Here is a 24,844-nt window from a genome sequence, read left to right as displayed (position 1 = left end):
GTGCTCAGTCGAACGGTCCGGTCGCGAGATGCCGCCGGGTCAGCCCGAGCAGCAAGGCCTGATCGCGGGCGGCGTGTTCGGGCGGGTTGACGACGGGGTCGCCATTGACGATCGCCGCCCAGAAGCCACGCATCTCCTCGACGAAGGCTTCCGCGTAGCCGGCGCGCAAATCTTTCTTCGACAGCGTGTGACCGTGCGAGGTCGTCACCGTCAGCCGGGTCGGATGATGGTTGAGCCAGGGCGAGGGGAATTCGAGTTCCAGGCTGGCATCGTCGAAGAACAGCGTGATCCGCTCCTTGTAGTCGGCGAGCTTAGGTACGGTAAGATGGGTCATGGTCCACAGCGCCTGTCCGTCCAGCAGCTTGACGGCGCCCTGGCCGCCGTCGCCATTGGCAAAGATCTGCGCGCCGACGATCTCGCCGTCCGGCACGCCGAGCGCATCGAGCAGGCCGTGAACGGCATTGACATCGTGAATCAAGGCCGAGCTGTAAGCGCCGGTAAATCCACGGAAAGCGAGATCAGTGAAAGGCACGCCAATGGCTTGTTCGACCTGGCGCTTCTGCTTGGCGGCGACAGCGGCGACCATGTCCTTCGGGATATCGGTGCCGCGCCTGTAGGGCAGGTGGGCGATGAACGGCCAGGCGTCGGGATCGTTCACTTCCACCGAGACCGAGCGCAGCGTGCTCGATGTCCCCGGCAGCGAAGCGAGCGCCAGCCGGTAGCTCGGATCGAAGCGCTTCATGTAGCCGACTTGCATGATTTTCCTGGCGGCATCGCGCGCGGCGACGATCTCGGCGATTTCCGCCAGGGAATAGCAGAGCGGCTTTTCGCAAAAGACGTGCAGGCCGCGCGCCAGCGCCGCCAGCACCTGTTCGTGATGCAATGGGTCCGGCGAGCCGATCACTACCGCGTCGAGGCGCTGGTCGAAGAGCTGGTCGATCGTTTCGAAATTGGCGATGCCATGGGTGTCGGTGACGAACTGCCGCGAAATCCTGGAGGGATCGGCGACGCCGACCAGCTCGAACAACTCACCGAGGCGCAGCAGATTGGGAATATGCTCGACCTGCGAGATCATGCCGGCGCCGACGACCCCGACGCGTAACCTGCTCATGCGATCATTCCCTGCAATGTCCGATTGTCAGCTCAAGCCGCCGCAGGCGGCCGGTTGCCGATCTGGGCGAGCAGGCCGGCAATCTCCGCCTCGACCGCCTTCAGATCCTCGCCGCCCGACATGATCGAGATGACCTCGTCGCGCGAGATGTCCGATTTGGCGTAGGTGCCGCGATTGCGGCCGCGGTTGAGCAGCGTGAAGGTGTCGCCGACCGGATAGGCATGGTGGATGTTGTGGCTGATGAAGATCACGGCCAGGCCCCGCATGCGCGCTTCGATGATGAACTTCAGCACCATCGCCGCCTGGTGGACGCCGAGTGCCGAAGTCGGCTCGTCGAGGATCAGCACGCGCGCGCCAAAATGTACGGCGCGGGCGATCGCCACCGACTGGCGCTCGCCGCCCGACAGCGTGCCGACGGCTTGCGTCGGGTCGCGCACATCGATGCCGATATCGGCCATTGCCTGCCTGGCGATGGTGTTGGCGCGCTCCTTGTCGATGCGCGAGAAGGGCAGGCTGCTTTTGGTCGGTTCGCGGCCGAGGAAGAAGTTGCGGGTGATCGACATCAGCGAGATCATGCCGAGGTCCTGGAACACCGTTGCCACGCCGAGCTCCTGCGCGTCGCGCGGGCTGCGGAAGGTGACCGTCTTGCCGTCGACCAGGATTTCGCCTTTGCTCGGCCGGTAGACGCCGGACAGAACCTTGATCAGCGTCGACTTGCCGGCGCCGTTGTCGCCAAGCAGGCAGTGGACCTCGCCCGGATAGACCTTGATGTCGATGTCCTGGAGCGCGCGCACCGAGCCGAAATTGACGCTGACGCCGCGCAGTTCCATTGCGGGTTCGGTCATTGGGCCGGTTCGCTCATTTGGGCCCGCTCGGTCATTTGCCACCTCCGCGGCCGAGCGCCTTCAGCCTGATGTAGTTGTTGACCAGCACGGCCATCAGGATGACGATGCCGAGGAAGACCTTGAACCAGTCGGTGTCGATGCCGGTGTAGAAGATGCCCATCTGCACCAGCCCGAAGATCAGCGCGCCGAACAGCACACCATAGACTGTGCCGTAGCCGCCGGTGAGCAGCACGCCGCCGATGACGGCGGCGATGATCGCCTCGAACTCCTTGAGCAGGCCGCGCGTGGTGTCGGCGGAGCCCGCCTCCATCACCTGGATGATGGCAAGCAGCGTCGCCGCGCAAGCGGTGTAGATGAACAGGCTGATCTTGACGCGATCGACCGGCACGCCGACGTTGCGAGCTGCGATCAGGTCGCCACCGGTGGCGAAGATCCAGTTGCCGTATTTCGTCTGGGTGAGCACGTAGCCGGCCAGCGCCGTCAGGCCAAGCCACCAGACGATCGACATCGGAATGCCGGCGACGAAGGGAATGCCGTCGCTGCGGGTGCCGATCCAGCCTTGCGCGCCCATCCAGTGGAACAGGCCGGTGAGCAGATGGCCGTTGAAAATGCCGGCCGTCGCCGGGTCCGGTACGCCTTCGAGGATGTAGGGAATTTGGGTGCGGCCGGTGACGGCGCGGGTGATGCCGATCGACAGTCCGCGCAGGATATAGAGCGTGGCGAGCGTGACGATGAAGGAGGGCAGGCGCGTCTTCACCACGATCAGGCCGTTGAGATAGCCGGTGAGGATGGCAACGGCGAAGGCGCAGGCGATACCGCCCCATAGCGGCAGGCCCCAGTACTTCACAGTTAGCCCGATGACGACACCGGCAAAGCCGACCATGGAGCCAACCGAAAGGTCGAACTCGCCGGCGATGATGAGAAGTGCTGCTGCCGTGGCGACGATGCCGAGCTCCGCCGACAGCGTCAGGAAGGTCATCGACCCCTGCAGCGAATAGAGGTTCGCCGCGCCCGGCAGCAGCGCAAAGATGATGATCGTCGCAAGCAGCCCGCCGGCAGCACCGGCTTCCGGCCGGCGCAGCCACTGGGTCAGCTTGCCGGTGCTGGCCAGCCGCTCGTCGGCGCCGGCGGCCCGCTTCGACGTCATGCCGAAGCGGTCGGTCGCCTTCAGTTCGCCCGGAGGTATCGCCTTGTCTTCCACGACCGCCATTAGGCTCTCCAATCGCTCAATTCGCAATCTTCGAACGGATCGGGAGAGCGCCTGGCGCATTCTCCCGTTCCGTCGGAGTGCTGGCCTAGCGGATGCCCTCTTTGGCGAGGGCCAGGATCGCCTTGGCTTTTTCGGGCGAGTCGATGAACAGCGGCCCGGTATAGGCGTTGTTCTGCGGCCAGAAGCCGTGCGTCGCCTGCTCGACCAGATAGATCACCGGCAGATAGCCCATCAGATATTGCTGGGCATCCATACCGAAGCCCATTTCGCCGGCGACGACAGAGTCGAGGACCTCCGGGCTGATGTCGAAAGTGTAGAGCTTGAGCTTGCCGAACAGTTCCTTGTCGCGGAACATCGGGATCAGCGGATTGGCGGCGGTGGCACCAAGCGCAAAGACGGCTTGGGTGTCGGGATGCGCCGACAGATAGGCTTCGGTGCGGCGCTGGATGTCGGCCGGATCGGGCGCCACGGCCAGAACCTCGGTGCCGCCGCCGGATGGCTTCAGCCCGTCATTGAGGCCCTGGCAGCGCTGGTCGAGGCTGACATTGCCGACCTCGTGGTTGATGCAGACGACCTTGAGCGTGCCTTCCTTGGCCAGCCGCTCGCCGGCCTTCTTGCCGGAATCATATTCGGAAACGGTGCCGACATAGAGCGTGGTGCCGAGCTCGGCGCCTTCCTTCTCGCCGGAATCCAGAACCACCATCGGAATATTGGCGGCAAGCCCGGATTTGACGGATTTGCCGAGTGCATTGGCGTCGGCGATGGAGACCGCGATGCCGTCCGGCTTGGTGGCGATGGCGGCGTCCAGAAGCCGGGCCTGCTCGACCACGTCGAAGACCTGCGGCGCGTAATATTCGACCTTGGCGCCGGTGAGGGCGGCCGCATCATCGACGCCGCGCTTGACCACCGACCAATAGGGATCGGACGCCGACCCATGCACGACGAAGGTGATGTGGACGTCCTTCGGATCCTTGAGGCCCGCGGCATATGCAATGCCTGTCATCAGGCCCGCCGTGACGAAGGCGCCCAATGCCGCTTTCAGAAGAGTTTTCATCTTATTCTCCCATTTGTCGTTGCAGTTCCAATCCCTCTGGCGCCGTTTTCCGGCCGCGACGATCGGCTCACGTCGCGGATCGGGTGGCCGCTTTGCGGGCCTTTGCCGACGTCAATCGCTGTTCGCCCGCGTTGTTGCCGCGGGCTGATGTTGACGATCGCCCGGCCGAGAGTGCTGCGCGAAGCTCCTCGCGCAACGGCTTCATGCCGATGACATCGATCGGCTGTGCGGCGAGCCAGTCGCGAAAGCCCTGGTCGCGGAACAGCTCGTACTCTTCGGTGCGGATATAGGCGGAGCGCGGCTCGATCAGCTCGAGTTCACCGGGCGCGTTGCAATGCAGGCAAAAGAAAGTCAGGCCCTCGCGCACACCCTCGATGAGCGCTTTGTAAACGGGCTCGATCGGCCTGGAGCGCGGCCGGCCCCAGGTCGTCTGGATGGCGGCGTCGAAAATGGCAAAGCCGCCGGCGCGGGCCAGCGCCACGCCGCGCTGGAACGCCTCCTCGGTGACGCCGACCAGATTGTCGTTGGGGGAATAGGCGGACAGCGTCTTGGTCAACAGCACGGGCAGCTGATATTCGAGCCCGAGCTTGATGTATATGTCGCAAAATTCGGGCGACAATGCCGCGCCCATATGCGCGTCGAGGTGGGTGACGTCGATGCCGGCGCGATAGGCGGTGTCGATCTGGGCGCGAAGCTCGGCCTCGATCGCCTGCGGCACCGCCTTGCGGCGCGTGGTCGCCACGTCGGGCCATAAGAAGCCGAACTCGTCGGTCAGGCCGGCCGCCCGCGACGGCGCGGTCAGCGGCCGCCATTTGTAGTGCTGTTTCTCGCTGTTCAGCGTCAGGTGGACGCCAAGGTCAAGGCCAGGGTTGGCTGCGGCGCTTTCGGCCATTTCGAGGAACCACGGGCACGGCACCATCACCGCGCCGGAACTGCAGACACCTAGCCCGTTCAATTCGAGAAAGGCGCTGTTGGCGCCGTGGCACATGCCGACATCGTCCTCGTGGAGCACGATCCGTTTGCTGGAGCCGGCGGCGTTCACGAATGTCAGCCTTTCCGCCGGCGCGCCGGTCTCGAGGGTCTTCCAAAGTGTGTCCCGTATTTCATGGAACCAACCGTTTGCCCAACTGGCCGGAATGGAACGCCGAAAGCTGGCTTTCCGACAGGGCCACTTTGGCGAATTCGGATGGGTACGATTTGCCTGCCGGCTGAGACACTTAGCTGCCGATTTCCCCAATCATGGTTCAAAACCACTCATAGGAACCGTCTTCCGGGCGCAGATGGCTTGGTCGAATAGCGGCGGAGTGGTTCTTCCAAACTGTGCCCACAAGCCTACAGCTGTCCACACCATCAAGCGACCCACATTACCAAGTGACCCAAACTACCAAGTAACTTGGAGGCCTGCCATGTACACCGCCGGCGAAGAGGAAATCGAAGCCATTGCCAGGGTGATCCGCTCGGGCGCGCTGTTTCGTTACGGCAAGGACAGCGAATGCGACCGCTTCGAGGCCCGCTATGCGCAGCATCTTGGCGTCGAGCATTTCGCACTGGCCGCCAGCGGCACCTATGGGCTCGCGGCCGGCCTGATCGGGCTCGGCATCGGTCCGGGGGACGAGGTCCTGGTGCCCGCGCACACCTATATGGCGACCGCGACCGCGGTGCTGTCGGTCGGGGCCATTCCCGTCATCGTCGACATCGACGAGAGCCTGACCATCGATCCCGTCGCCTTGCGCGATGCCATAGGGCCGCGCACCAGGGCGGTCATCCCGGTGCATATGTGGGGCGCGGCCTGCAACATGAATGCGATCATGGACATTGCTGCCAAGCGCGGCTTGCTGGTGCTCGAGGATGTCTGCCAAGGCATCGGCGGCGGCTATGAGGGCCGCAAGCTCGGCTCGATCGGCCATGCCGGCGCCTATTCCTTCAACTACTTCAAGAACATGACCTCGGGCGAGGGCGGCGGCATTGCCACCAGCGACCCGAAAGTGGCGGAGCGGGCGCGCTGCGCCATCGACCCTTGCCATTTCTACTGGCAGGGCAGAAGCGACAGCATCAAACCCTTCGCCGGCATCGGCGCGCGTGCTTCCGAACTGATGGGGGCGATGCTCAACGTCCAACTCGATCGACTGGACGGCATCATCGAGGCGATGCGCGCCGAGAAGAAGATGGTGCTGGCCGGCACCCGCCATCTCGGCAATCTCGGTCTGACACCGTCGCCGATGAACAGCCCGGACGACGATTGCGCCGCACAGGTGATGTACCTACTGCCGAGCGAGCAGGCGGCGCAGACTTTTTCGAAGACCATTCCGAGCGTCGTTGCCGGCAAGACCGGCCGTCACAATTTCACCCAGTGGGACCAGGTGCTGATGCATGAAGGCGCGCATCATCCGGCGCTCAATCCTTATGCATTGCCCGAGAACCAGGGCCTGCGGCTGGATTACGCCGACGACCTCGGCAAGCGCTCGCTCGACATCCTCAATCGCACGGTGATGATCGCCATGAACCCGGCGCATGACGATACCGATATTCAGGACATGATCCACAACATCGACGCGGCGGCGCGGGTGGCGCTGGAAAATGCTTCGCTGGATGATGTCGAATTGCGCAAGGCGGCACCGGTTGATCTGCAGAAGTTCGACAGTGTGAACTAGACCCGTTCCGACGCGGTTTGTACCCTGCGGCCGAGTTCCTTGTCCGGCGGCCGGGCGGGGATTCCGGCCGGCATAACCGGTCGTCAAAAAATCCGCAGGCCCGTATCGGATAGGCCGGGCTCCCGCTCGTCCTAGGGGCATCGATCACCAACCACGGAGGATTAACGATATGCCCGGCACCGTACGTCTGCACCGCGTTCTGACAACCAGCCCGGAGAAAGTCTACCGCGCGTTCCTCGAAGCGGATGCACTTGCGAAATGGCTGCCGCCGAACGGCTTCACCTGCACGGTTCATCACTTCGAGGCGAAAGTCGGCGGTACGTTCAAAATGTCCTTCCGCAACTTCACCACCGGCGACAGCCACTCGTTCGGCGGCGAATATGTCGAGCTCGTGCCCAATGAGCAGCTGCGCTACACCGACCGGTTCGACGACCCCAACCTGCCCGGCGAGATCGAGGTGACCGTGACATTGAAGAAAGTGTCGGTCGGCACCGAAGTGAATATCACGCAGGCCGGTATTCCAGATGCCATCCCGGTTGAGGCCTGCTATCTCGGCTGGCAGGAGTCGCTGCGAAATCTGGCGAAACTCGTCGAACCCGAGATCGAGCAGTAGGGTAAGCGCGCGCGGCTGATCCGTGGGGGCGATCTCTTCGCGCCAAGAGAGCGAAGCGGGCGCTGCCTTGGCTGCATCGGCGTCGCTAGCCGGGATCCTAGGGATTCCCGATCTTGCCAGGCAACATGCGCCGGCGCCGGAAAGCCCGGATTGGGGAAGCCTGGCTCTAGCTTCTGTCCAACCTTAGGAACGCGGCGCGCAGCGCCAGCACCGCGCGCAGGATCTGGCGTTCGTCCATTGCCGCATAGCCGAGCAGCAGGCCGTGCTCGGGTTCTGTGGAATGGTAGTTGATCGAGATGCCCTGGACGTCGAGCCCCTCCTTGACGGCGGCGGCGACCACGTCGCTGTCCTTGTAGGGCCTGACGAAGCTCGCCAGCAGCTGCATGCCGGAATCGTTTTCCGTGACGGTCAGCCATTCGGCCAGATGCTCCTGGCACAGCTTGACGAAGTTCGCCTGCCGGCGCGCATAGAGCCGGCGCATGCGTTTGAGGTGCGTGGCGAAATAGCCCTGCGTGATGAAATCGTTGACCGTTGCCTGCAGGATCAGCGGCGCGAACTGGCCGGTGATGCTCACCGCCCGGTCGAACGGCACCGACAGTTCGCGCGGCACGATCAGATAGCCGATGCGCAGCGCCGGGATCAGCGTCTTGCCGAAGCTGCCGATATAGACGACGCGGTCGGCATGATCGAGCCCGCGCAGCGCCGGCACCGGCCGGCCGCGGAACCGGTATTCGCCGTCATAGTCATCCTCGACGATCCAGGCGCCGTTGCGTTCGGCGATGTCGAGCAACTGCAATCGCTCCTCGATGCGCATGATGGTGCCGAACGGCCATTGGCAGGATGGCGTCACATAGATCAGCCGCGGCGGCGGCAGCTCCGGATCGGCAAGATGCCAGCCACGCCGGTCGACCTTCAACGGTGCCAGCCTGGCGCCGCTGGCGAGAAAGGCGCTCTTGGCGCCGAGATAGCCGGGCTCCTCCATCCAGACATGGTCGCCTTCGTCCATCAGCACGCGCGAGACGAGATCGAGTGCTGCTTGTGCACCGGTGACGATGATCACCTGGTCGGCGGTGCAGCTGATGCCGCGCGACAGGCCGATGGTCGAGGCAATGGCCTGACGCAGGCCGGGGTGGCCGGCAAAGGAGAGATAGCCAAGCAGGCTCTCGTCGCGGCTGCGTGCATTACGCACCAGAAGGCTTGACCAGATGGTGAACGGAAACGACGCCGTTTCAGGCACGCCCGGATGGAAATTAATGACGCCGGCATTACGCGGCGGTTGCGGGCCGTTGACGATGGTCTGACCGCGCCGCGACAGTTTTTGCGGCGCTGCCAGTCCGGCGCGCAGAGATGCCAAGGGGCGGTTCTGCTGGATCGGCGCTACCCAGGTGCCCGATCCGGCGCGCGCCTCGATAAAACCTTCGGCAAGGAGCTGGTCATAGGCGGCGATGACCGTGTTGCGCCCGACCTTGAGGTCTTCGGCCAGCGAGCGCGTCGACGGCAGCAGCGTGTTCTGCGGGATTTGGCCGTCAAGGATGAAGCGTCGCAAGGCGCCGTAGATCTGACGATGCATCGGTTCTTCCGAAGCGCGGTCGACCGACATGATGTCGAGGGAAAGGCGCATGTGGTCGGCCAAGGCACTATCCCCCGACGAACCGGGCGGCGCGGGCGATCTTTTCCTCGTTGAGCCGACAGACGGTATCAAGCACCAGTCGCCTGGTTTCGGGGTGGACCTCGCGGCTGTTCTTCAGCGCGCGATGAACGGTGGCGGCGCCAAGTTCCGCCTTCTCGGCAATCTCCCGGATGGTGCAAAGCCGTTCCATGCCAAGCGCAGCTTCGAAAGCCATGTCGCTCCTCCTCGGTTGCATCAAGGCACGGCTTCCGGCCGGCCTCAAGCTTGAAAGTCGGGGTTTGAAATCCAGAGCCGGGATTCTGCGATCCGCGCCGCGCAGGGAGCAAGGCGGCGCGGATCGCCGGGCGCATTCGCGTCGCTAACCCCATCGAGGCGCGCGCCCATTATGTTCCCCCGGCTCGCAAATGCGGGCCGGTCAGTCTGCCTGCCGCGTCGCCACTTCGAAGCCGGCCTGCCGGGCGGTGGCGAGCAGCGAGAAATAGCCCTTGCTGGCATAGGTCAGCGGATGCGCCTTGGCCGGATCCTGCTCAGCCTCGACAACAATCCAACCTTCATAGCCGCGCGCGGCGAGGGATTTCAGCAATGGCAGGAAATCGACCGAGCCGTCGTCGGGCACGGTAAAAATGCCTTCCAAAACTGCCGCCATGAAGCTCATGTCCTCGCGGCGTGCCTTTTCCAGCACCGCCCTGCGAACGTCCTTGCAATGGAAATGCACGATACGGTCGAGATGTCGCTGCAACAGCGATTGCGGGTCGCCGCCCGAAAACAGGCAGTGGCCGGTATCGAACAAAAGGCCGACGCTTCGGCCCGTCGCCGCCATCAGCCTGTCGACTTCATCGTCCGTCTCGACGATGGTGCCCATGTGGTGGTGGAAGGCCATGCCGACCCCGAATGCGGCCATGCTGTCGGCGAGGGCGGTCAGTTTCTCGCCATAGGCCCGCCAGTCGCTGTTGGCGAGGCGCGGACGCTCGGAGATCGGTGCGAAAATGCCGTCATGGCGACCGCGCGAGGTGTCGGCATAGACGACGATCTTGGCGCCGAGGTCGCGCAGCAACGCCAGATGCGGGGTAATCGCCGCGAATTCCTCTTCGACCGTACGGTCGAGGATGCGGCCATCATACCAGCCGGAGACGAGTTCCAGGCCATAGGAGGACAGGAGCGGCCCAAGCACCTCAGCCTGGCGCGGAAATTTCCCGCCGAGCTCGGTGCCGCGATAACCGGCCTGTGCGGTTTCGGACAGGCAGGTCTGCAGCGGCGTGTCGCCGCCAAGCGCCGGGACGTCGTCATTGCTCCAGGTGATGGGATTGATGCCGATCTTGACCGTCATGACGCCAGGCTTTTGCAGGCTTGCGAATGCAAGCCAGCCTGCAGACTGGCGACAAAGAGGCCCTGTCACTAGGTCCAGTTCAGCCTGATTTGGCAGAACCAATCAATAGTGACCGATTCTAGTCTTCCTTTGGGCGGCCAAAAAGGACGCGCAGTTCGTCCTTTGCGTCCTCCAGCACTTTCTTCTGCGCCGCCGGCAGGTTCTTGCCGGCGCGGTTAATGTAGAAATTCAGCATCGACATGGCGGACTGAAACGGCCCCGCCTTGCGCCGGTCGCTGTGCTCGGCCGACCGCTTCAGCGAGGCGGCGATCTTCCTCGGATCGTGGGATTCGAAGATGTGCTCTTCGAGATCCAGCGCATCGCTATGCTCGGTGACGTCGGCAGACCATTTCCGTTGCGCGGTCATGGCAAACTCCTTTCACAAGGTCGTTGCCGGGAAAACGTCTGGTGGCGCACCCCTGTTCCACTTCGGCCCAAATCCCTGGAGCCACGGATTGGCCTGTCGTGGCGCTGCTCCGCGATGCGAATGCCCTGATAGTGGTCAGAACCGCCGATTTAAGAACTGCGGACAGGAAACGTTCTTGACCCCAATCGTCTCAAACCAGGCAGCAAGTTCCGGCATCGACAGCGCCTATGCCTGGATACGGCTCGGCGTCTCGATGCTGCTGGCAACCATAGGCGGGGTCGGCATGTGGGCGGTGGTCGTGGTGCTGCCCGCCGTGCAGGCAGAATTCGGCGTCGATCGCGCCGCTGCCTCGATGCCCTATACCGCGACCATGGTCGGCTTTGCCGCCGGCAATGTGCTGTTCGGCCGCGCCATCGACCGCGTGGGGTATTGGGTTCCGGCGCTGATTGCCGCGATTACACTTGGCGCCGGCTTCCTGCTGGCGTCGCTGACCAGTTCTATCCTGCAGTTCACCCTTGTCCAGGGCCTGTTGATCGGCGTCGGCTCGTCGGCGATCTTCGGGCCGCTGATCGCCGACATCTCGCACTGGTTCAACCGGCGCCGCGGCGTTGCGGTGACGGCTGCCGCGTCCGGCAACTATCTCGCCGGAGCGATCTGGCCGACGGCGATGCCCTATGTCATGCAGACCGAAGGCTGGCGCTTCACCTATGCCGCGATCGGCATCGTTTGCGTGGTCACCATGGTGCCCTTGATCCTACTGCTCCGGCGCGGCGCACCGCCCCAGGCGGCTCCCGGATCGCCGGGCAGCCGCGTGGTCCAGCCGATCTCGCTGTCGCCGGCGGCCTTGCAGGCGCTGCTCATCGTCGCCGGACTCGGCTGCTGCGTGGCGATGTCGATGCCGCAAGTCCATATCGTCGCCTACTGCATGGATCTCGGCTACGGCGTGGCGCATGGCGCCGATATGCTGTCGATCATGCTGGCGGCGGGCGTCGTCAGTCGGCTTGGCTCGGGTTTCCTTGCCGATCGCATCGGCGGCGTGAAAACCCTGCTGATCGGCTCGGTGCTGCAATGCCTGTCGCTGTTGTTCTATATCCCGTTCGACGGGCTGGCCTCGCTATATGTCGTCTCGCTGGTCTTCGGCCTGTCGCAGGGCGGCATCGTGCCCTGTTATGCGATCATCGTGCGCGAATATATGCCTGCCAAAGAGGCTGGCCAGCGCGTCGGCATCGTTATGATGGCGACCATCTTCGGCATGGCTATCGGCGGCTGGATGTCGGGCTGGATCTACGATTTGACCGGTTCGTATGCCGCCGCGTTCCTCAACGGCATTGCCTGGAACCTGCTGAACATTTTGGCCATGGTGCTGCTGCTGTGGAAGGCCCGGCGCAGCGCTGCCGTGACGGCCTGAGGCACGGCGGTACGGACACAGTCTCTCCGGCCGTCGCTTGACAATAGCCGAAGGCTGCGCGACGCCAGACAAGGTGTGGCAACGGGTTGGCAAGGCAGCAGTGGCAAAGACGCTGAACATTGTTTCGCGGTCACGTCTGGGCGGTTGCCCGGCGTCGGGACGAGTATAGTGATCAAGCCGCGCTCGCGCCGCGGCGGCGGCCGCCCGACCATCGCCGACGTCGCGCGCAAGGCCGGTGTCGGCGCCATTACCGTATCGCGCGCCTTGCGTGAGCCGGGGCGTGTCTCGGAAGATCTGCGCCGCCAGATCGAGTCCGCCGTGAATGAACTCGGCTATGTGCCCGACCCGAATGCGCGGGCGCTGGCTTCGGCGCGCGCCGAGGTGTTTGGCGTCCTGGTACCGTCGCTTACCAACAACGTCTTTGCCGAAGTGGTGCGCGGCATCTACGACAGCCTGTCGGACGGCCCTTTCCGCATCCAGCTCGGCAACACCCACTATTCCGGCCTCGAGGAAGAGCGGCTGCTGCAGGTGTTTGGCCCGCAACGCCCTGCCGCGCTGATCGTGGCCGGCATCGACCAGACGCCGGCCTCGCGAAAACTGCTGGAAACGGCTGGCTGTCCGGTGGTGCAGGTGATGGAGACCGGGCTCGATCCGGTCGACATGATGGTCGGTTTCTCACATTTCCAGGGCGGCAAGGCGGCTGCGGAACATCTGATCGAGGCCGGCTATCGCCGGATCGGCTTCATCGGCGCGCGCATGGATCCGCGTTCGCAGCGGCGGCTTGCCGGCTATCGCGCGGCGATGGAGGCGGCCGGCTTGTTCGATCCGAGGCTCACGACCACGACGCCGGTGCCCTCCAGCGTCACCCTCGGCCGCGAATTGTTCCGCGACGCGCTGGCCAAGATGCCGAGCCTCGACGCGGTATTCTGCAACAATGACGATATCGCGCTTGGCGTGCTGTTCGAATGTCATCGCGCTTCGATCGCCGTGCCGAAGACGATCGGCATCGTCGGCTTCAACGATCTCGACATGATGGAGGTTGCTTTCCCGTCGGTGACCAGCGTTCGGACCTATCGCTACGAGATCGGCCGGCGGGCTGTCGCCATGGCGCTTGCGGCTATCGAGGGCAACAGGCCGGAGCAGCGGGTCGTCGACCTCGGCTTCGAACTCAAGCGGCGTGAGAGCACGGCGCGCTGAAGCGAGCTTCAACGCAATGTAAATGGCGCTTTACATAACGTCATGGTAGCGCTACCACTTTTCATAGGCGGGATTTCGCCTCGAAGAGTGGAATCTGTTTATTATACATAAGCGACAGCTCATGCTTGTTTATTATGTATAATATGATAGTTTTTTACGGGATTAGCCGGGCAATAAAGGAGGAAATCGGGTCGGCATTCGGTCACCTGAACGCGCAACGGGTATGGCGGGAGGTGCCGGGCCGGGAACGCGCAAATTCATCGACGTAACAACAAACAAACTGCAACTGGGAGGAATATCGATGATCAAGTCACTCGCTGGCGGTATCGTTGCCGCCACTGCTTTTGTCATGCTGAGCTCGTCGGCGATCGCCGAGCCTGAAATCGTCAAGGGGCCATCGGCCGAGCCTGAGTGCTTCGCACCCTGGTCGGCCGATACGCAGTTCTTCAAGTTCCCCAAAAAAGACGGCCCATACCGCATCGCTCTGGCCAACGGCTACATCGCCAACACGTGGCGCATCCAGATGGTGCAGACGGCGAAGGCCTATGCAGCGCAGCCGGAGGTCGCAGCCAAGCTCAAGGAATTCAAGGTGGTCTCGACCGGCGAAGACGTGCCGGCCCAGATTTCGGCAATCAACAATTTCATCGATTCCGGCTATGACGCGATTGTCGTCAACGCTCAGAATCCGACCGCATTCGGCCCTGTCATCAAGCGGGCCAAGGAAGCCGGCGTCGTGTTGGTCGCTTTCGACAACATCCTCGACACCAAGGATGCCATCAACGTCAATGTCGACCAGAAAGGCCTTGGCGAATTGTGGGGCAACTGGCTGGTCAAGCACGTGCCGAACGGCGGCAAGGTGCTGGAAGTGCGCGGCGTCGCCGGCACGTCCGTCGACACCGACCGTCACAACGGCATCCACGAGGTTCTCGACGCGTCCGGCAAGAAGTGGGATGTTACCGAGGTCGTCGGCAAATGGGATGACGGCGTTGCGCAAAAGGCTTCGGCCGACGCCATTGCCACCAATGGTCCCTTCGACGGCGTTACCGGGCAGGGCGGCGATACCGGCATCGTGCAGGCGATGATCGATGCCAAGCATCCGTTCGTGCCGTTCGGCGGCGAGACGGAGAATGGCTTCCGCAAATTCTGCGCCAAGTTCGCCGCTGACGGCCTGAAATGCTCGTCGGCCGGTACCGGCCCGGCCCAGGTTGCGGTTGCCATCAAGACAGCGATCGCGGCACTTGAAGGCCAGGTCGTGCCGCAAGCGGTCAAGCTGCCGCTGGCGATCGTCGAGGATCCGAACTTCAAGGCAGGCCAGGATTACTTCCCCGACCAGTCCGACAATTTCTTCGTCGGCAATTCCTTCCCGACCTGCGGCATCAATTTCACGGCGCAGGAAATCATGGGCCAGAGCAAGGAAAACCAGTAAGCTCCAACAGCCCGACGCCGCGGGAAATCCCGCGGCGTCGGCGCTCGACATCCTGATTGCCAAGCGCCTGGGGAGGGCCGATGGACGGTGCGGTTCCGCTCTTCCGCATGGAAGGCATATCCAAGCGCTATGGCGGCGTGCGGGCGCTGGAAAAGGCCGAGCTGTCGGTCACTCCAGGCAGCATCCACGCCATTCTCGGCGAGAACGGCGCCGGCAAATCGACGCTGATCAAGGTCATGGCGGGGGTCGTCGCGCCCGACGAAGGCCGCATGATGCTGGACGGAAGCGAAGTGACCTTCGCTTCGCCGGCCGCCGCCAACCAGGCCGGCATCGTGTGCATCTTCCAGGAACTGTCGCTCGTCCCCGAACTCAGCGTGGCTGACAACATCGCCATTTCCGATCCGCCCAAGCGTTTCGGCATGATCGATCGCAAGGCACAGCGCCGCGTTGCGGAAGAAGCCCTGGCTCGCGCCGGCGCCTCCGATATCCATCCACTGGCGCTGGTCAAGGATCTTCCTCTTTCAAGAAGGCAGATGGTCGAGATCGCCAAGGCACTGGCGCGCAAGCCACGCATCCTGATCCTCGACGAGGCGACCTCGGCTCTGACCGCCGCTGACGTCGCCAGGGTTTTTGCCGTGTTGAAGCGGTTGCGTTCGGAAGGGCTGGCGCTGCTCTACATATCGCACCGCATGAACGAGATCGCCGAGTTGGCCGACCAGTGCACGGTGTTCCGCAATGGCCGCAATGTCGCCAGCTATGCGGCCGGTACCAAGAGCGACAATGAGGTCGTCGAACTGATGATCGGGCGCGAATACAGCCACATCTTTCCGCCCAAGCCCGCGCGGGCGGCTGCTGCAGCCACGCCGGTTCTCGAGGCGCGCAGCCTGTCATGGACTGATCGGCTGCACGATGTCTCGCTGTCGGTCGGGGCGGGCGAGGTGGTAGGGCTTGGCGGCCTCGACGGCCAGGGCCAGCGCGAATTGCTGCTCGCCTTCTTCGGTGTGCTGCGCGGCCTGTCGGGCCAAATCCTGATCGACGGCAGGCCGGTGGCGATCGCCAGCCCGGCCGCCGCGCGCGATGACCGGATCGGCATGGCGCTGATCCCGGAGGACCGCAAGACCGAAGGCTTGATGCTGCCGATGACGGTGCGCGAAAACCTCTCCTTCGCCGCCCTTGACCGGCTGTCCAGGGCCGGCATCATCGATCGCGCCGCCGAGCAGCGGCTGATCGACGACATGGTCGGTCTTCTGGCGATCAAGACGGCCGGCCTCGACATCCCCGTCGGCGCGCTGTCCGGCGGCAACCAGCAGAAGGTCGTCATCGCCAAATGGCTGATGCGGCAGCCGCGCATCATCCTGCTCAACGATCCGACACGCGGCATCGATGTCGGGACCAAGCAGGAGCTTTACCAATTGATGCGCAAGCTTGCCGACGGCGGCGCGGCAATCCTGTTCTATTCGACCGACTATGACGAGCTGATCGGCTGCTGCGACCGGGTGCTGGTGCTCTATGACGGCGCGGTAAAGCGTGAACTGGTCGGCGCCGAAATCACTGAGCGGGCGCTGATCGCCAGCGCGCTCAACATTCACGAAGAGATGCCAAAGCAAGGAGCGGACGCGTGAAGGATTGGCGCTACTGGCTTGCCGAACAGCGCGGAACGCTGCTGGCGTTCGGCATCTTCGTCGTCATGTTCGTCATCTACACCTCGAACCATCCGGCGGGCTTCACCGCCAACGTCGTACAGACGGCTTCGAACAAGGGCGTGCTGCTCGCCTTCGTCGCCATGGCGCAGACGCTGGTGGTGATCACCGCCGGCATCGACCTCTCCGTCGGCATGATCTTCACGCTGACCAACTGCCTGGCGTCGTGGCTGGTCGTCGGCACCGGCATCGAGACCGCCTTCGGCGTCATCGCCGTGCTCGGCACCGGGCTGCTGTGCGGGGCAATCAACGGCGCCATCGTTATCTATGGGCGCCTGCAGCCGATCGTCGCCACCATCGCCACCGGCGCGGTCTATTTCGGCATCGCGCTGCTGCTGCGGCCGTTTCCGGGCGGCTCGGTCAATGAGGGGCTCGCCGACGCGCTAACCGGGCGCCTGTTTGGTATTGTGCCGGCGAGCCTGGTGGCGCTGGTGGCGGTCGTGCTTGTCGTCTGGGTGCCGTTCAGCCGGTCGGTGCTCGGCCGCGCCGCTTATGCAGCCGGCTCCTCGGAGATGGCGGCCTACATGTCCGGCGTGCCGATCCGGCGTGGAAAGTTCGCCGCCTATGCGCTTGCCGGGCTGCTTGCCGCGATCGGCGGGCTGTTCCTGACGTTCTTCACCTATACCGGCGATGCGGCCTATGCGAGCGGCAACGCCTACACGCTGTTTTCAATCGCCGCGGTCGTGCTCGGCGGCGTGTCGCTGTTCGGCGGCAAGGGCAGCGCCATCGGCGCGATCTTCGGCGCGCTCGCCTTCCGCACCATCGGCGACCTGCTGTTCGTCTTCGATTTCGATCCGCTCTGGCAGCCGCTGTTCCAGGGCGTGATCCTGCTGATCGCGGTCAGCCTCGGCGCCTTCGCCCTGTTTCGGGTCCGCAACCGGCTGGAGTGGTTCCTGTGAGCGAAACGACTGTAAGTGGTCTCGCCGGCCGCATGCCGAAATTCCTTCGCCGCGCCGACCCGGCGGTGCTGACGGCGTTCGCTTGCATCGTGCTGCTGCTGTTGCTCGGCAGCCTCTATTCGCGCAGCTTCCTGTCGCCTGAATACCTGCTGCAGCAGCTCAAGGTGGCCTCGTTTCTCGGCGTCATCGCCACCGGCATGATGCTGGTCATCCTGCTCGGCCAGATCGACCTGTCGGTGCCATGGTCGGTGGCGGTCGGCGCCATGATGGCCTGTGCCGCAGCCGCGTACGGCCCTGTCGGCGTGGCGCTTGCCATTCCGTTCGGCATCTTCTGCGGTGTCCTGATCGGCATCGTCAACGGCATTGGCGTCGCCTATCTGCGCATTCCCTCGATGATCATCACGCTCGCCACCAACGCGGTCGCGCAGGGGCTGATGGTGGTCTATACGGGCGGTTTCTCGCCGCAGGATTCGGCAACCGGTGCGATGCGCTATCTGGCGACCGGCTTTGCCGTTCCTGGCGTGCCGAACGCAGTTCTCATCTGGGCGCTGATCGGCGCCGCAATGGTGTTCGTGCTGACCCGCACCGGCTTCGGCCGCACTGTCTACGGCATCGGCAACCGCGAGCGTGCCGCCTATCTTTCCGGCATCGACACACGGCGCGTGGTGATGATCGCCTTTGCGGTTTCGGGTGGGCTCTCGGCCTTCGGCGGCGTGCTGTTGGCCGGCTATGCCTCCAAGGCGGCACAGTCGATGGGCGATGCCTATCTGCTGCCGTCGATCGCCGCCGTGGTGCTCGGCGGCACCTCGATCCTCGGCGGGCGGGGCTCCTATCTCGGTACCGTCGCCGGCGTCATCCTGATCACGCTCCTGCAATCAATTCTCTCCGTCATGCAGATGCCGGAGGCGGGGCGGCAGATCATCTACGGCGTCGTCATCGTCGCCATGCTGCTGCTCTATGGCCGCGCGCCGGCAAGCCGCTGACCTGCATGACCGGGAACGACGTGTCATATAAGCCGGCGAGCACTGTTCGAACGATACCCGCCATCGTGGTGATGGGCGTTGCCGGCTGCGGCAAGTCGGTCGTCGGCGAAGCGCTTGCAGCGGCATTGGGCGCCCTCTTTATCGAAGGCGACAGGCTGCATCCGCCCGAAAACGTCGCGCGCATGGCGAGCGGACAACCGCTTACCGACGCGCTGCGCGCAGGCTGGCTCGACGCGATCGGCCAGCGCATGGCCGCGTCGATCGCAAGCGGGCAACGTGTGGTCGCCGCCTGCTCGGCGCTGAAGCGCAGCTATCGCGATCGCCTGCGCGGCTTTTGCCCGGATATCGTTTTCGTCTATTTGGAGATCGACCCGGCAACGGCGATGCGGCGCGTCGGCAATCGCAAGGGCCACTTCATGCCGGCAAGCCTGGTCGACAGCCAGTTCGCCACGCTGGAGGCGCCAGCGACGGACGAGGCGGCAATAACCTTGGATGGCACGCGTCCGGTCGCCGACATCGTCGCGACTGCCTTGAGCTTGCTGGCACGCTAGTTTAGCGCCTCGTTCAGTCCTGCAACTTTCGAGATTGGCTGTCATCCCTGGATTTCGCCAATCACAATGGTGAAGAGCGTAGAACTCGACGCGTGTGCTTGCATCGCTCTATGCCTCATCGCCATCGTCGAGCAAGCGGGTGGCGCGCCAGCGGGTGAGCACGATGTTGGTCTGTTCGATGACGAAGAAGCGCGCGGAATCGCGGTCATAGCCTTCGGCCAGCAGCTTTTCGTAGTCGGTGTGCATATGGCGGATGTGGGCTATTGTCGCCAGCCATACGGCAATGCTCGGTGGCAAGGTCTTCATATGCACGGCGCCGGCATCGGCACGGATCTTTTCCATGTCGGCATAGGGCGCCAGCGGCAGGAGCGCTGTCAGTGCCTTGGCGATGGCGCGGCGGCGGCCGGTCGGGGCGCTCACTGCTCATCCGATCTGGGTGACTCGTCCCGCCCGGCCATGGTCGCCTCGGCGAAGGCATCGGTCGAAGCGAAATAGGGCTTGATGTCGATGACCGGCGTGCCGTCGAGCACGTCGATGGCGTCGAGATCGATGCGGCCGATATCGATGTCGACGGCAACCAGCCTGGCTACATGCAGCCCAATTGGGTTCGGCCGGGCAGGGGAGCGCAGCGAAAAGACGCCCTTCGGTTCAACTGCATGGCGGGGTTTCTGGACAATCAGTTGCCGCGGCGCATGGTGCAGCCAGGACAGGATGATCACGTGGCTGGCGCGTTCCAGCCCAAGCAGGCCATCCCGGTAGAGCGGGTCGATGACCAAGTGCGCCGGCTGTCCTGTCTCCCGCGCGGCCCTCATGTTTTTGGGGCAGGTTTTCCGTGTCGTCCAAGGCGAAGCGATGCGGCCGATGAAGACGACACGGCCATCCAGCGGCATCGTTTCCGGGTCGGTTTCCAGAAGCTTTTCGCCGCTGCGCGTTTCAAACATGGTTCTCGCCTCGATGCTTCCGGCTTTGCGCGATCCGCCACGCATGCGTCATTTTCTTGTCCGGAAGCGACATAGCGCTTGCAAGCCTATCAAAATCGACATAAACATATGTTTATATCTTTTCAAAGAGAATGCTCGCATGCATGTCGCTCTCGACACGATGGTAGATACATTGAAGGCGGCAGCCGAATCCAGCCGGCTGCGTATATTGGCGCTGCTGTCGCGCGGCGATCTGACCGTTTCCGATCTCACCGAAATCCTCGGCCAGTCGCAGCCGCGCGTCTCGCGCCACTTGAAATTGCTGCTGGAGGCCGGGTTGATCGGCCGCTACCAGGAGGGTTCGTGGGCCTTCTTCCGGCTTTCGGATTCCGACTCCTCGCGCGATTTCGTGCTCAGGCTGGTCTCCGGCATCCGCGGCGCCGATCCGCAGGTCGAGCGTGATCTCGAACGGCTGGCCGCGGTCAAGCGCAAGCGGCAGGACCGGGCTGCCGAATATTTCTCGGTCAACGCCGCAAGCTGGGACCACATCCGCTCGCTGCACGTGCCGGACCGCGCGGTCGAAGCAGCACTCGTCAAGCTCGTCGGCAAGCGGCCGTTCCAGTCGATGCTCGATCTCGGCACCGGCACCGGACGGCTGCTCGAGATATTTTCGCCGCTCTATCGGCGCGGTGTCGGCATCGACATGTCGCGCGAGATGCTGACGGTGGCGCGCGCCAATCTCGACAAGGCCGGCGTTTCGAATGCGCAGGTGCGGCAGGGCGACATTTTTGCGCCGCCGGTCGAACGCGACGCCTTCGATCTCGTTACCATCCATCAGGTGCTGCATTATCTCGACGATCCTGCCCGCGCCATCCGCGAGGCGGCGCGGCTGTTGCGCCCGGCCGGCCGGCTGGTGATCGTCGATTTCGCGCCGCACACGCTGGAGTTCTTGCGCGACGAGCACGCGCATTTGCGTCTCGGCTTCTCCGACCGGCAAATCGGCGACTGGTTTTCCGAGGCCGGCCTTGACCTCGAGGACAGCCAGGAATTCGAGCCGCGCGGCGGCAACGAGGCCAAGCTCACCGTCAAACTCTGGCTCGGCCGCGATCGGCGCATGCTGATTGCCGAGCCTTCCAACGACAGACAACCGGCCAATGCGTATCCGATAGGGGAAACCGCCTGATGAACCAGTTCCGCTTCTCCCGCCGCCCCGACATCGGCGACAAGGTCAGGGTTTCGTTCGAGTTCTTTCCGCCGAAAAACGACGAGATGGAAGCAAGGCTGTGGGATACGGTCACCCGGCTGGAGCCGCTCAAGCCGAAATTCGTTTCAGTCACCTATGGCGCCGGTGGTTCGACCCGCGAGCGCACGGCCCGCACCGTCAAGCGCATCCTCAACGAAACGACGCTGACGCCGGCGGCGCATATGACTTGCGTCGACGCGGCGCGTCACGAGGTCGATGCGGTGATCCGGGAATTCGCCGATATGGGTGTCAAGCGTTTCGTCGCCCTGCGCGGCGATCCGGCCGAGGGCGTCGGCGCGGCCTACCGGCCGCATCCGGAAGGCTATGCCAATGGCGCCGAGCTGGTTGATGCGCTGAAGGGCGCCGGCGATTTCGACATCTCGGTCTCGGCCTATCCGGAAAAGCATCCCGAAAGCCCGGATTTCGCCACCGACTTCGACATGCTGAAGCGCAAGGCCGACAATGGAGCGACGCGGGCGATCACCCAGTTCTTCTTCGACAACGATCTTTATGAACGCTATGTCGAGCGGGCACGGCGGGCCGGCATCTACATACCGATCGTGCCGGGCATATTGCCGGTGCACAATTTCACCCAGGTCGCCAACTTCTCGGCGCGTTGCGGCGCCTTGGTGCCGGCATGGCTGGCCGAGCGCTTCGATGGGCTGCAGAACGACCCGCAAACGCATGCGCTGGTGGCGTCCGCGGTTGCGGCCGAGCAGGTGCTGGACCTTGTCGAGCGCGGCGTCGGCGATTTCCACTTCTACACGATGAACCGGGCCGATCTGGTCTTTGCCATCTGCCACATGATCGGCATCAGGTCGCACGAAGTCGAGGCAGCTGGATCGGCCGCGGCGTAATGCGAAATGTCAAAGATCGGGGGAATGCAAAAGGCCGGGCAAAATGCCCGGCCCTTTCAATGGTTGTAGTATTCGGTGCTGGTCTTCCCCCGCTTAGCGGCCTTATGGAAGGACGCCCATAATGAGGGCGCCGATGAATGCAAACGCAGCACAAATCATCAATGCGTTGATCGGCCTCGTCAGTCCCATGTCATAGCCTCCTCTTAAAGAGCTATGGCGAGAGTCTAGGGTCATTTGTGCCACAGGCAAGCAGAAACTTTGCTGCAATGCGACGAGATTGTGGAATTTGCGACCTGCCGTTTGCCGTTAGGCATTGAAACTCTTTGTCAAAAGCCGGCTCGGGACCTGTGAATAATCTGTGGCAAAGCCGGGGCAGTAACGAGAATGGCAGCGCTACCGCTCCAGAAATCGGATTCGATTTTCGGACCGACTGAAGGTTCGGAGCGTCAGAGCGTCCTTTGCATGTCCAACCGGGTGCTGCACGCCATACGAATGCGATGGGGCAACCAGCAGCGCGTTGTGAGGATAGCCGGGACTTGCATATCCTGCCAATTGGCAGTATATTGTCTGCCAAGTGATGGAGGTTGGAATGAGTGTCGCTTATGCGGTTCGCGATCCTGCAAATCAGGCTTTGCCGGCAAATCTGGCGGATGCCTCGGCACGGGCGCGGCTCACGCCAGCGGCTGTTGCCGGCATCGTCAGGCTCGCAGACATCTGGCATCTGACCAGCACCGAGATCTGCACCTTGATCGGCGACGTATCGGAGAGAACCTGGTTCCGTATGAAGAAAGGCGAGTGGGAGGGCGTTCTCTCCCAGGATTCGCTGACACGCATCAGCGCCCTGATCGGCATCTTCAAGGGACTGCGGCTTCTGTTTTCCGAAGCGCTTGCCGATGAATGGGTGCGGTTGCCGAACAAAGGACCTCTGTATGGTGGCCGGCGCCCCCTGGACGTGATGATCGAGGGCGGCATTCCGAAGCTGCTGCAGGTTCGCCAACACATCGACGCTTTGCGTGGCGGACTTTGAATGCAGATCCCGCCGCGCGCCGACATTTCCCAGCGCGACACGATCCGGCTGATTTCGACAGGCAGGCTCAAGGAGCCGGTCCTGATGCCGTTGGCCAGGAATCATGGAGATATGGAGGACCTTGCGGAGCTTGAAGGAGCCACCAGCGGCCGTCTTCAGGCGCAGCAAGGGGGATTGCCCGACCTCGATCCGCGCGAACTGGTCTTCGGGAGGCCGGGCTACACCTTCATCAATGCGGCGTTCGCTTACACCCGTCCGGGCGGCAATCGTTTCAACGATGATGCCAGGGGCGTCTGGTACTGTGCGTTCGATGCGGAAACCGCGCTCGGCGAGGTCTCGTTTCATCTGACGCGCGAGCTTGCTGCGATCGAACGGTTCGAAAACGTTACCGACTATGCGGAGCTCGTTGCCGACTTCATAGGCTCGTTTCACGATCTGCGCGGCGCTGAGTTCAGCAAGGACCCGGTGCTCGATCCGGATACTGCCTTAGCCTATCCTGCCGGGCAGGCGCTGGCGAAGCAACTCCGCAAGCAAGACCCCGCGACCGGTTTTGTCTATCCTTCCGTGAGACATGTTGGCGGGACCTGCCTTGCCGCCTTCCATCCAGATCTCGTTCAGAATCTCCGGCAAGGCGGTATCTGGCGTCTGGAATGGCAGGGTTCATCTGTTCCGGCGATCACGCCCATATAGCGCCATCTCTAACGCCGCCCGAACAGGCGACCGTCGATGGTGACGAGGCCAAGCGCAATCAGCGCCATGCCGCCCAATTCGAACAGTTCGAGCCGCTCGCCCAGGAACAGGAAGCCGAGCAGGATGGCACTGGCCGGCACGATGAGCGTGACCAGCGAGGCGTTGGTGGCGCCGGCCGAGGCGACAAGGTTGAAATAGAGGATATAGGCGAACGCGGTCGACAGCAGCGCCAGCGCCAGCACCGCCGCCCAGACCGGCGGCGAAGCCGAAAACAGATTGGCGGTCCCGTAGGTGAACAGAACGACCGGGATCATGATGATGGTCGAGCAAGTCAATTGTCCGGTGGCAATGACCGGTGACGGCACACCCTTGAAGCGGCGGGCAATCATCAGCGCAATCGCATAGGATAGTGACGCTCCGATGAGCGCGAATTTCGCCCAGACCGGGCCGCCGAGCCCGGCGACGAGGCCGGGACCGATCATCACCGCCGTTCCCGCGATACCGAGGGCGATGCCGGCAAGCTTGTTCCAGGACAGCTTTTCGTCGCTGGTCAGGGCGTTGGCGAGGATCAGCGTCCAGAACGGCGTCGTCGAATTGAGCACCGAGGCGACGCCGGCGCCAAGCTCGGTCTGGCCGGCAAAGATCAGCGAGAAAGGGATGACATTGTTGGCGAGCGCCAGCAGGAAGAACAGGCCGGCATGCGGCAAAGCGAGGCGAAAGGATGGGCCGCGAACCGCAAGATAGAGCTGAAGTGCCGCCGCCGCGATGGTGACGCGGAACAGCACCAGCACCAGCGGAGGAAGTTCCGCCACCGCAATGCGGGCAAAGAAGAACGAACCGCCCCAGATGGCGCCGAGCAGCAGAAGCTGCGCCCAGTCCTTGAGCACCATCGGCCCGCGCATCGTGGTGGTGGCAGCTATCGCCATTGGTCGTCCTCCCAGACGAGATGCCTTGCTCTTCAGGCGTCTGTTCACGCCATACCCGATCCGGCCGCAAGGGCCACCCGAAACCTGAGCGATGGCCTAGCTCGCCCATAACCGGCGTACAGAAAGGCGTAGCGCCGCGAAGCCGGGGCGGCGAGACATAGAATTGTTTT

At 63.4% G+C, this 24,844-nt stretch carries 25 protein-coding genes; 13 read left to right on the top strand and 12 right to left on the bottom strand.

All coding sequences use genetic code 11. The features are described from left to right. Nucleotides 1–4: 4 nt before the first annotated feature. From NKH37_RS12330 to NKH37_RS12310, 5 genes are all read right to left on the bottom strand, one after another. Nucleotides 5–1,111, bottom strand: a complete 1,107-nt coding sequence (locus tag NKH37_RS12330) for a Gfo/Idh/MocA family protein (RefSeq protein WP_352641203.1) — start codon at nucleotides 1,109–1,111, stop codon at nucleotides 5–7. Nucleotides 1,112–1,143: 32 nt separating this feature from the next. Beyond that, on the bottom strand, nucleotides 1,144–1,956 hold the full coding sequence (locus tag NKH37_RS12325; RefSeq protein WP_352481568.1) for an ATP-binding cassette domain-containing protein: 813 nt from the start codon (nucleotides 1,954–1,956) through the stop codon (nucleotides 1,144–1,146). Between the two features lie 31 nt (nucleotides 1,957–1,987). Beyond that, nucleotides 1,988–3,103: an ABC transporter permease gene (locus tag NKH37_RS12320; RefSeq protein ID WP_353003730.1), complete on the bottom strand. Its 1,116-nt coding sequence runs from the start codon at nucleotides 3,101–3,103 to the stop codon at nucleotides 1,988–1,990. A gap of 148 nt (nucleotides 3,104–3,251) precedes the next feature. Beyond that, nucleotides 3,252–4,220, bottom strand: coding sequence for a rhizopine catabolism ABC transporter substrate-binding protein (locus tag NKH37_RS12315; protein ID WP_023721243.1), 969 nt, complete (start codon nucleotides 4,218–4,220; stop codon nucleotides 3,252–3,254). A gap of 67 nt (nucleotides 4,221–4,287) precedes the next feature. Continuing rightward, a complete protein-coding gene (locus NKH37_RS12310) occupies nucleotides 4,288–5,262 on the bottom strand; it encodes a polysaccharide deacetylase family protein (RefSeq protein WP_245278677.1) in 975 nt (324 codons plus the stop codon). Between the two features lie 364 nt (nucleotides 5,263–5,626). On the opposite strand from NKH37_RS12310, the gene NKH37_RS12305 reads away from it, so the two are divergent. Together NKH37_RS12305 and NKH37_RS12300 are read left to right on the top strand one after the other, a co-directional pair. Beyond that, entirely contained in the window at nucleotides 5,627–6,871 is a 1,245-nt protein-coding gene (locus tag NKH37_RS12305; protein ID WP_023721241.1) for a DegT/DnrJ/EryC1/StrS family aminotransferase, read from the top strand. 169 nt (nucleotides 6,872–7,040) lie between these two features. Beyond that, entirely contained in the window at nucleotides 7,041–7,484 is a 444-nt protein-coding gene (locus tag NKH37_RS12300) for an SRPBCC family protein (RefSeq protein WP_023721240.1), read from the top strand. Nucleotides 7,485–7,650: 166 nt separating this feature from the next. On the opposite strand, the gene mocR is transcribed toward NKH37_RS12300, so the two are convergent. From mocR to NKH37_RS12280, 4 genes are all read right to left on the bottom strand, one after another. Continuing rightward, complete coding sequence (gene mocR / locus NKH37_RS12295; RefSeq protein WP_245274662.1) at nucleotides 7,651–9,117, bottom strand: rhizopine catabolism transcriptional regulator MocR; 1,467 nt, start codon at nucleotides 9,115–9,117, stop codon at nucleotides 7,651–7,653. Nucleotides 9,118–9,121: 4 nt separating this feature from the next. Continuing rightward, complete coding sequence (locus NKH37_RS12290; RefSeq protein ID WP_023721239.1) at nucleotides 9,122–9,328, bottom strand: LacI family DNA-binding transcriptional regulator; 207 nt, start codon at nucleotides 9,326–9,328, stop codon at nucleotides 9,122–9,124. A gap of 201 nt (nucleotides 9,329–9,529) precedes the next feature. Continuing rightward, entirely contained in the window at nucleotides 9,530–10,441 is a 912-nt protein-coding gene (iolE, locus tag NKH37_RS12285; protein ID WP_353003458.1) for a myo-inosose-2 dehydratase, read from the bottom strand. Nucleotides 10,442–10,559: 118 nt separating this feature from the next. Further along, complete coding sequence (locus NKH37_RS12280; protein WP_023721237.1) at nucleotides 10,560–10,847, bottom strand: DUF3175 domain-containing protein; 288 nt, start codon at nucleotides 10,845–10,847, stop codon at nucleotides 10,560–10,562. Nucleotides 10,848–11,022: 175 nt separating this feature from the next. On the opposite strand from NKH37_RS12280, the gene NKH37_RS12275 reads away from it, so the two are divergent. The 7 genes from NKH37_RS12275 (at nucleotide 11,023) to NKH37_RS12245 (ending at nucleotide 19,011) form a co-directional block, all read left to right on the top strand. Beyond that, nucleotides 11,023–12,255 carry an MFS transporter gene (locus NKH37_RS12275; protein ID WP_023721236.1) on the top strand — a complete coding sequence of 411 codons (1,233 nt, stop codon included), beginning with the start codon at nucleotides 11,023–11,025 and terminating at the stop codon, nucleotides 12,253–12,255. Between the two features lie 168 nt (nucleotides 12,256–12,423). Next, nucleotides 12,424–13,452, top strand: coding sequence for an HTH-type transcriptional regulator GntR (gene gntR / locus NKH37_RS12270; protein WP_353003456.1), 1,029 nt, complete (start codon nucleotides 12,424–12,426; stop codon nucleotides 13,450–13,452). 301 nt (nucleotides 13,453–13,753) lie between these two features. Continuing rightward, nucleotides 13,754–14,878, top strand: coding sequence for a sugar ABC transporter substrate-binding protein (locus NKH37_RS12265; protein ID WP_023721234.1), 1,125 nt, complete (start codon nucleotides 13,754–13,756; stop codon nucleotides 14,876–14,878). 80 nt (nucleotides 14,879–14,958) lie between these two features. Continuing rightward, on the top strand, nucleotides 14,959–16,500 hold the full coding sequence (locus NKH37_RS12260; RefSeq protein WP_023721233.1) for a sugar ABC transporter ATP-binding protein: 1,542 nt from the start codon (nucleotides 14,959–14,961) through the stop codon (nucleotides 16,498–16,500). Continuing rightward, the gene (locus NKH37_RS12255; protein WP_023721232.1) at nucleotides 16,497–17,477 is read left to right on the top strand and encodes an ABC transporter permease; all 981 of its coding nucleotides are present in this window, start codon (nucleotides 16,497–16,499) and stop codon (nucleotides 17,475–17,477) included. The genes NKH37_RS12260 and NKH37_RS12255 overlap by 4 nt, the downstream gene beginning before the upstream one ends. Further along, nucleotides 17,474–18,460 carry an ABC transporter permease gene (locus NKH37_RS12250; RefSeq protein ID WP_023721231.1) on the top strand — a complete coding sequence of 329 codons (987 nt, stop codon included), beginning with the start codon at nucleotides 17,474–17,476 and terminating at the stop codon, nucleotides 18,458–18,460. The genes NKH37_RS12255 and NKH37_RS12250 overlap by 4 nt, the downstream gene beginning before the upstream one ends. Before the next feature lie 5 nt (nucleotides 18,461–18,465). Then, nucleotides 18,466–19,011 (top strand): gluconokinase, encoded by a 546-nt coding sequence (locus tag NKH37_RS12245; RefSeq protein ID WP_352495780.1) that lies wholly within the window; start codon nucleotides 18,466–18,468, stop codon nucleotides 19,009–19,011. 108 nt (nucleotides 19,012–19,119) lie between these two features. On the opposite strand, the gene NKH37_RS12240 is transcribed toward NKH37_RS12245, so the two are convergent. Next, the gene (locus NKH37_RS12240) at nucleotides 19,120–19,431 is read right to left on the bottom strand and encodes a DUF2293 domain-containing protein (RefSeq protein ID WP_352481556.1); all 312 of its coding nucleotides are present in this window, start codon (nucleotides 19,429–19,431) and stop codon (nucleotides 19,120–19,122) included. Continuing rightward, on the bottom strand, nucleotides 19,428–19,952 hold the full coding sequence (gene tsaA / locus NKH37_RS12235; protein ID WP_353003454.1) for a tRNA (N6-threonylcarbamoyladenosine(37)-N6)-methyltransferase TrmO: 525 nt from the start codon (nucleotides 19,950–19,952) through the stop codon (nucleotides 19,428–19,430). The genes NKH37_RS12240 and tsaA overlap by 4 nt, the downstream gene beginning before the upstream one ends. Nucleotides 19,953–20,091: 139 nt before the next feature. Between tsaA and NKH37_RS12230 the strand changes: the two genes are divergently transcribed. The 4 genes from NKH37_RS12230 to NKH37_RS12215 all read left to right on the top strand — a co-directional run bounded on the left by NKH37_RS12230 (nucleotide 20,092) and on the right by NKH37_RS12215 (nucleotide 23,748). Further along, nucleotides 20,092–21,114: an ArsR/SmtB family transcription factor gene (locus NKH37_RS12230; RefSeq protein WP_352481554.1), complete on the top strand. Its 1,023-nt coding sequence runs from the start codon at nucleotides 20,092–20,094 to the stop codon at nucleotides 21,112–21,114. Then, the gene (gene metF / locus NKH37_RS12225; protein WP_023676795.1) at nucleotides 21,114–22,031 is read left to right on the top strand and encodes a methylenetetrahydrofolate reductase [NAD(P)H]; all 918 of its coding nucleotides are present in this window, start codon (nucleotides 21,114–21,116) and stop codon (nucleotides 22,029–22,031) included. The genes NKH37_RS12230 and metF overlap by 1 nt, the downstream gene beginning before the upstream one ends. A 589-nt stretch (nucleotides 22,032–22,620) precedes the next feature. Next, the gene (locus NKH37_RS12220; RefSeq protein ID WP_023676794.1) at nucleotides 22,621–23,058 is read left to right on the top strand and encodes an MbcA/ParS/Xre antitoxin family protein; all 438 of its coding nucleotides are present in this window, start codon (nucleotides 22,621–22,623) and stop codon (nucleotides 23,056–23,058) included. Continuing rightward, a complete protein-coding gene (locus tag NKH37_RS12215) occupies nucleotides 23,059–23,748 on the top strand; it encodes an RES family NAD+ phosphorylase (RefSeq protein WP_352481553.1) in 690 nt (229 codons plus the stop codon). An 8-nt stretch (nucleotides 23,749–23,756) separates the two neighbouring features. On the opposite strand, the gene NKH37_RS12210 is transcribed toward NKH37_RS12215, so the two are convergent. Beyond that, a complete protein-coding gene (locus tag NKH37_RS12210) occupies nucleotides 23,757–24,674 on the bottom strand; it encodes a DMT family transporter (RefSeq protein WP_352589850.1) in 918 nt (305 codons plus the stop codon). Nucleotides 24,675–24,844 lie beyond the last annotated feature (170 nt).

This window comes from Mesorhizobium sp. M1217 (assembly GCF_040318275.1).
GTDB lineage: Bacteria > Pseudomonadota > Alphaproteobacteria > Rhizobiales > Rhizobiaceae > Mesorhizobium.
The sequence above is the reverse complement of the archived record's forward strand: the minus strand, read 5'-3'. Positions and strand labels throughout refer to the sequence as shown.

Bases quoted from the DNA above. Each gene is read 5' to 3' on its own strand.
- NKH37_RS12305 (WP_023721241.1), top strand. From the start codon at position 5,627: ATGTACACCGCCGGCGAAGAGGAAATCGAAGCCATTGCCAGGGTGATC.
- NKH37_RS12315 (WP_023721243.1), bottom strand. From the start codon at position 4,220: ATGAAAACTCTTCTGAAAGCGGCATTGGGCGCCTTCGTCACGGCGGGC.
- NKH37_RS12300 (WP_023721240.1), top strand. From the start codon at position 7,041: ATGCCCGGCACCGTACGTCTGCACCGCGTTCTGACAACCAGCCCGGAG.
- NKH37_RS12330 (WP_352641203.1), bottom strand. From the start codon at position 1,111: ATGAGCAGGTTACGCGTCGGGGTCGTCGGCGCCGGCATGATCTCGCAG.
- tsaA (WP_353003454.1), bottom strand. From the start codon at position 19,952: ATGTTTGAAACGCGCAGCGGCGAAAAGCTTCTGGAAACCGACCCGGAA.
- NKH37_RS12325 (WP_352481568.1), bottom strand. From the start codon at position 1,956: ATGACCGAACCCGCAATGGAACTGCGCGGCGTCAGCGTCAATTTCGGC.
- iolE (WP_353003458.1), bottom strand. From the start codon at position 10,441: ATGACGGTCAAGATCGGCATCAATCCCATCACCTGGAGCAATGACGAC.
- NKH37_RS12280 (WP_023721237.1), bottom strand. From the start codon at position 10,847: ATGACCGCGCAACGGAAATGGTCTGCCGACGTCACCGAGCATAGCGAT.
- NKH37_RS12320 (WP_353003730.1), bottom strand. From the start codon at position 3,103: ATGACGTCGAAGCGGGCCGCCGGCGCCGACGAGCGGCTGGCCAGCACC.
- NKH37_RS12215 (WP_352481553.1), top strand. From the start codon at position 23,059: ATGCAGATCCCGCCGCGCGCCGACATTTCCCAGCGCGACACGATCCGG.
- NKH37_RS12290 (WP_023721239.1), bottom strand. From the start codon at position 9,328: ATGGCTTTCGAAGCTGCGCTTGGCATGGAACGGCTTTGCACCATCCGG.
- NKH37_RS12210 (WP_352589850.1), bottom strand. From the start codon at position 24,674: ATGGCGATAGCTGCCACCACCACGATGCGCGGGCCGATGGTGCTCAAG.
- NKH37_RS12230 (WP_352481554.1), top strand. From the start codon at position 20,092: ATGCATGTCGCTCTCGACACGATGGTAGATACATTGAAGGCGGCAGCC.
- NKH37_RS12260 (WP_023721233.1), top strand. From the start codon at position 14,959: ATGGACGGTGCGGTTCCGCTCTTCCGCATGGAAGGCATATCCAAGCGC.
- metF (WP_023676795.1), top strand. From the start codon at position 21,114: ATGAACCAGTTCCGCTTCTCCCGCCGCCCCGACATCGGCGACAAGGTC.
- NKH37_RS12220 (WP_023676794.1), top strand. From the start codon at position 22,621: ATGAGTGTCGCTTATGCGGTTCGCGATCCTGCAAATCAGGCTTTGCCG.
- NKH37_RS12265 (WP_023721234.1), top strand. From the start codon at position 13,754: ATGATCAAGTCACTCGCTGGCGGTATCGTTGCCGCCACTGCTTTTGTC.
- NKH37_RS12245 (WP_352495780.1), top strand. From the start codon at position 18,466: ATGACCGGGAACGACGTGTCATATAAGCCGGCGAGCACTGTTCGAACG.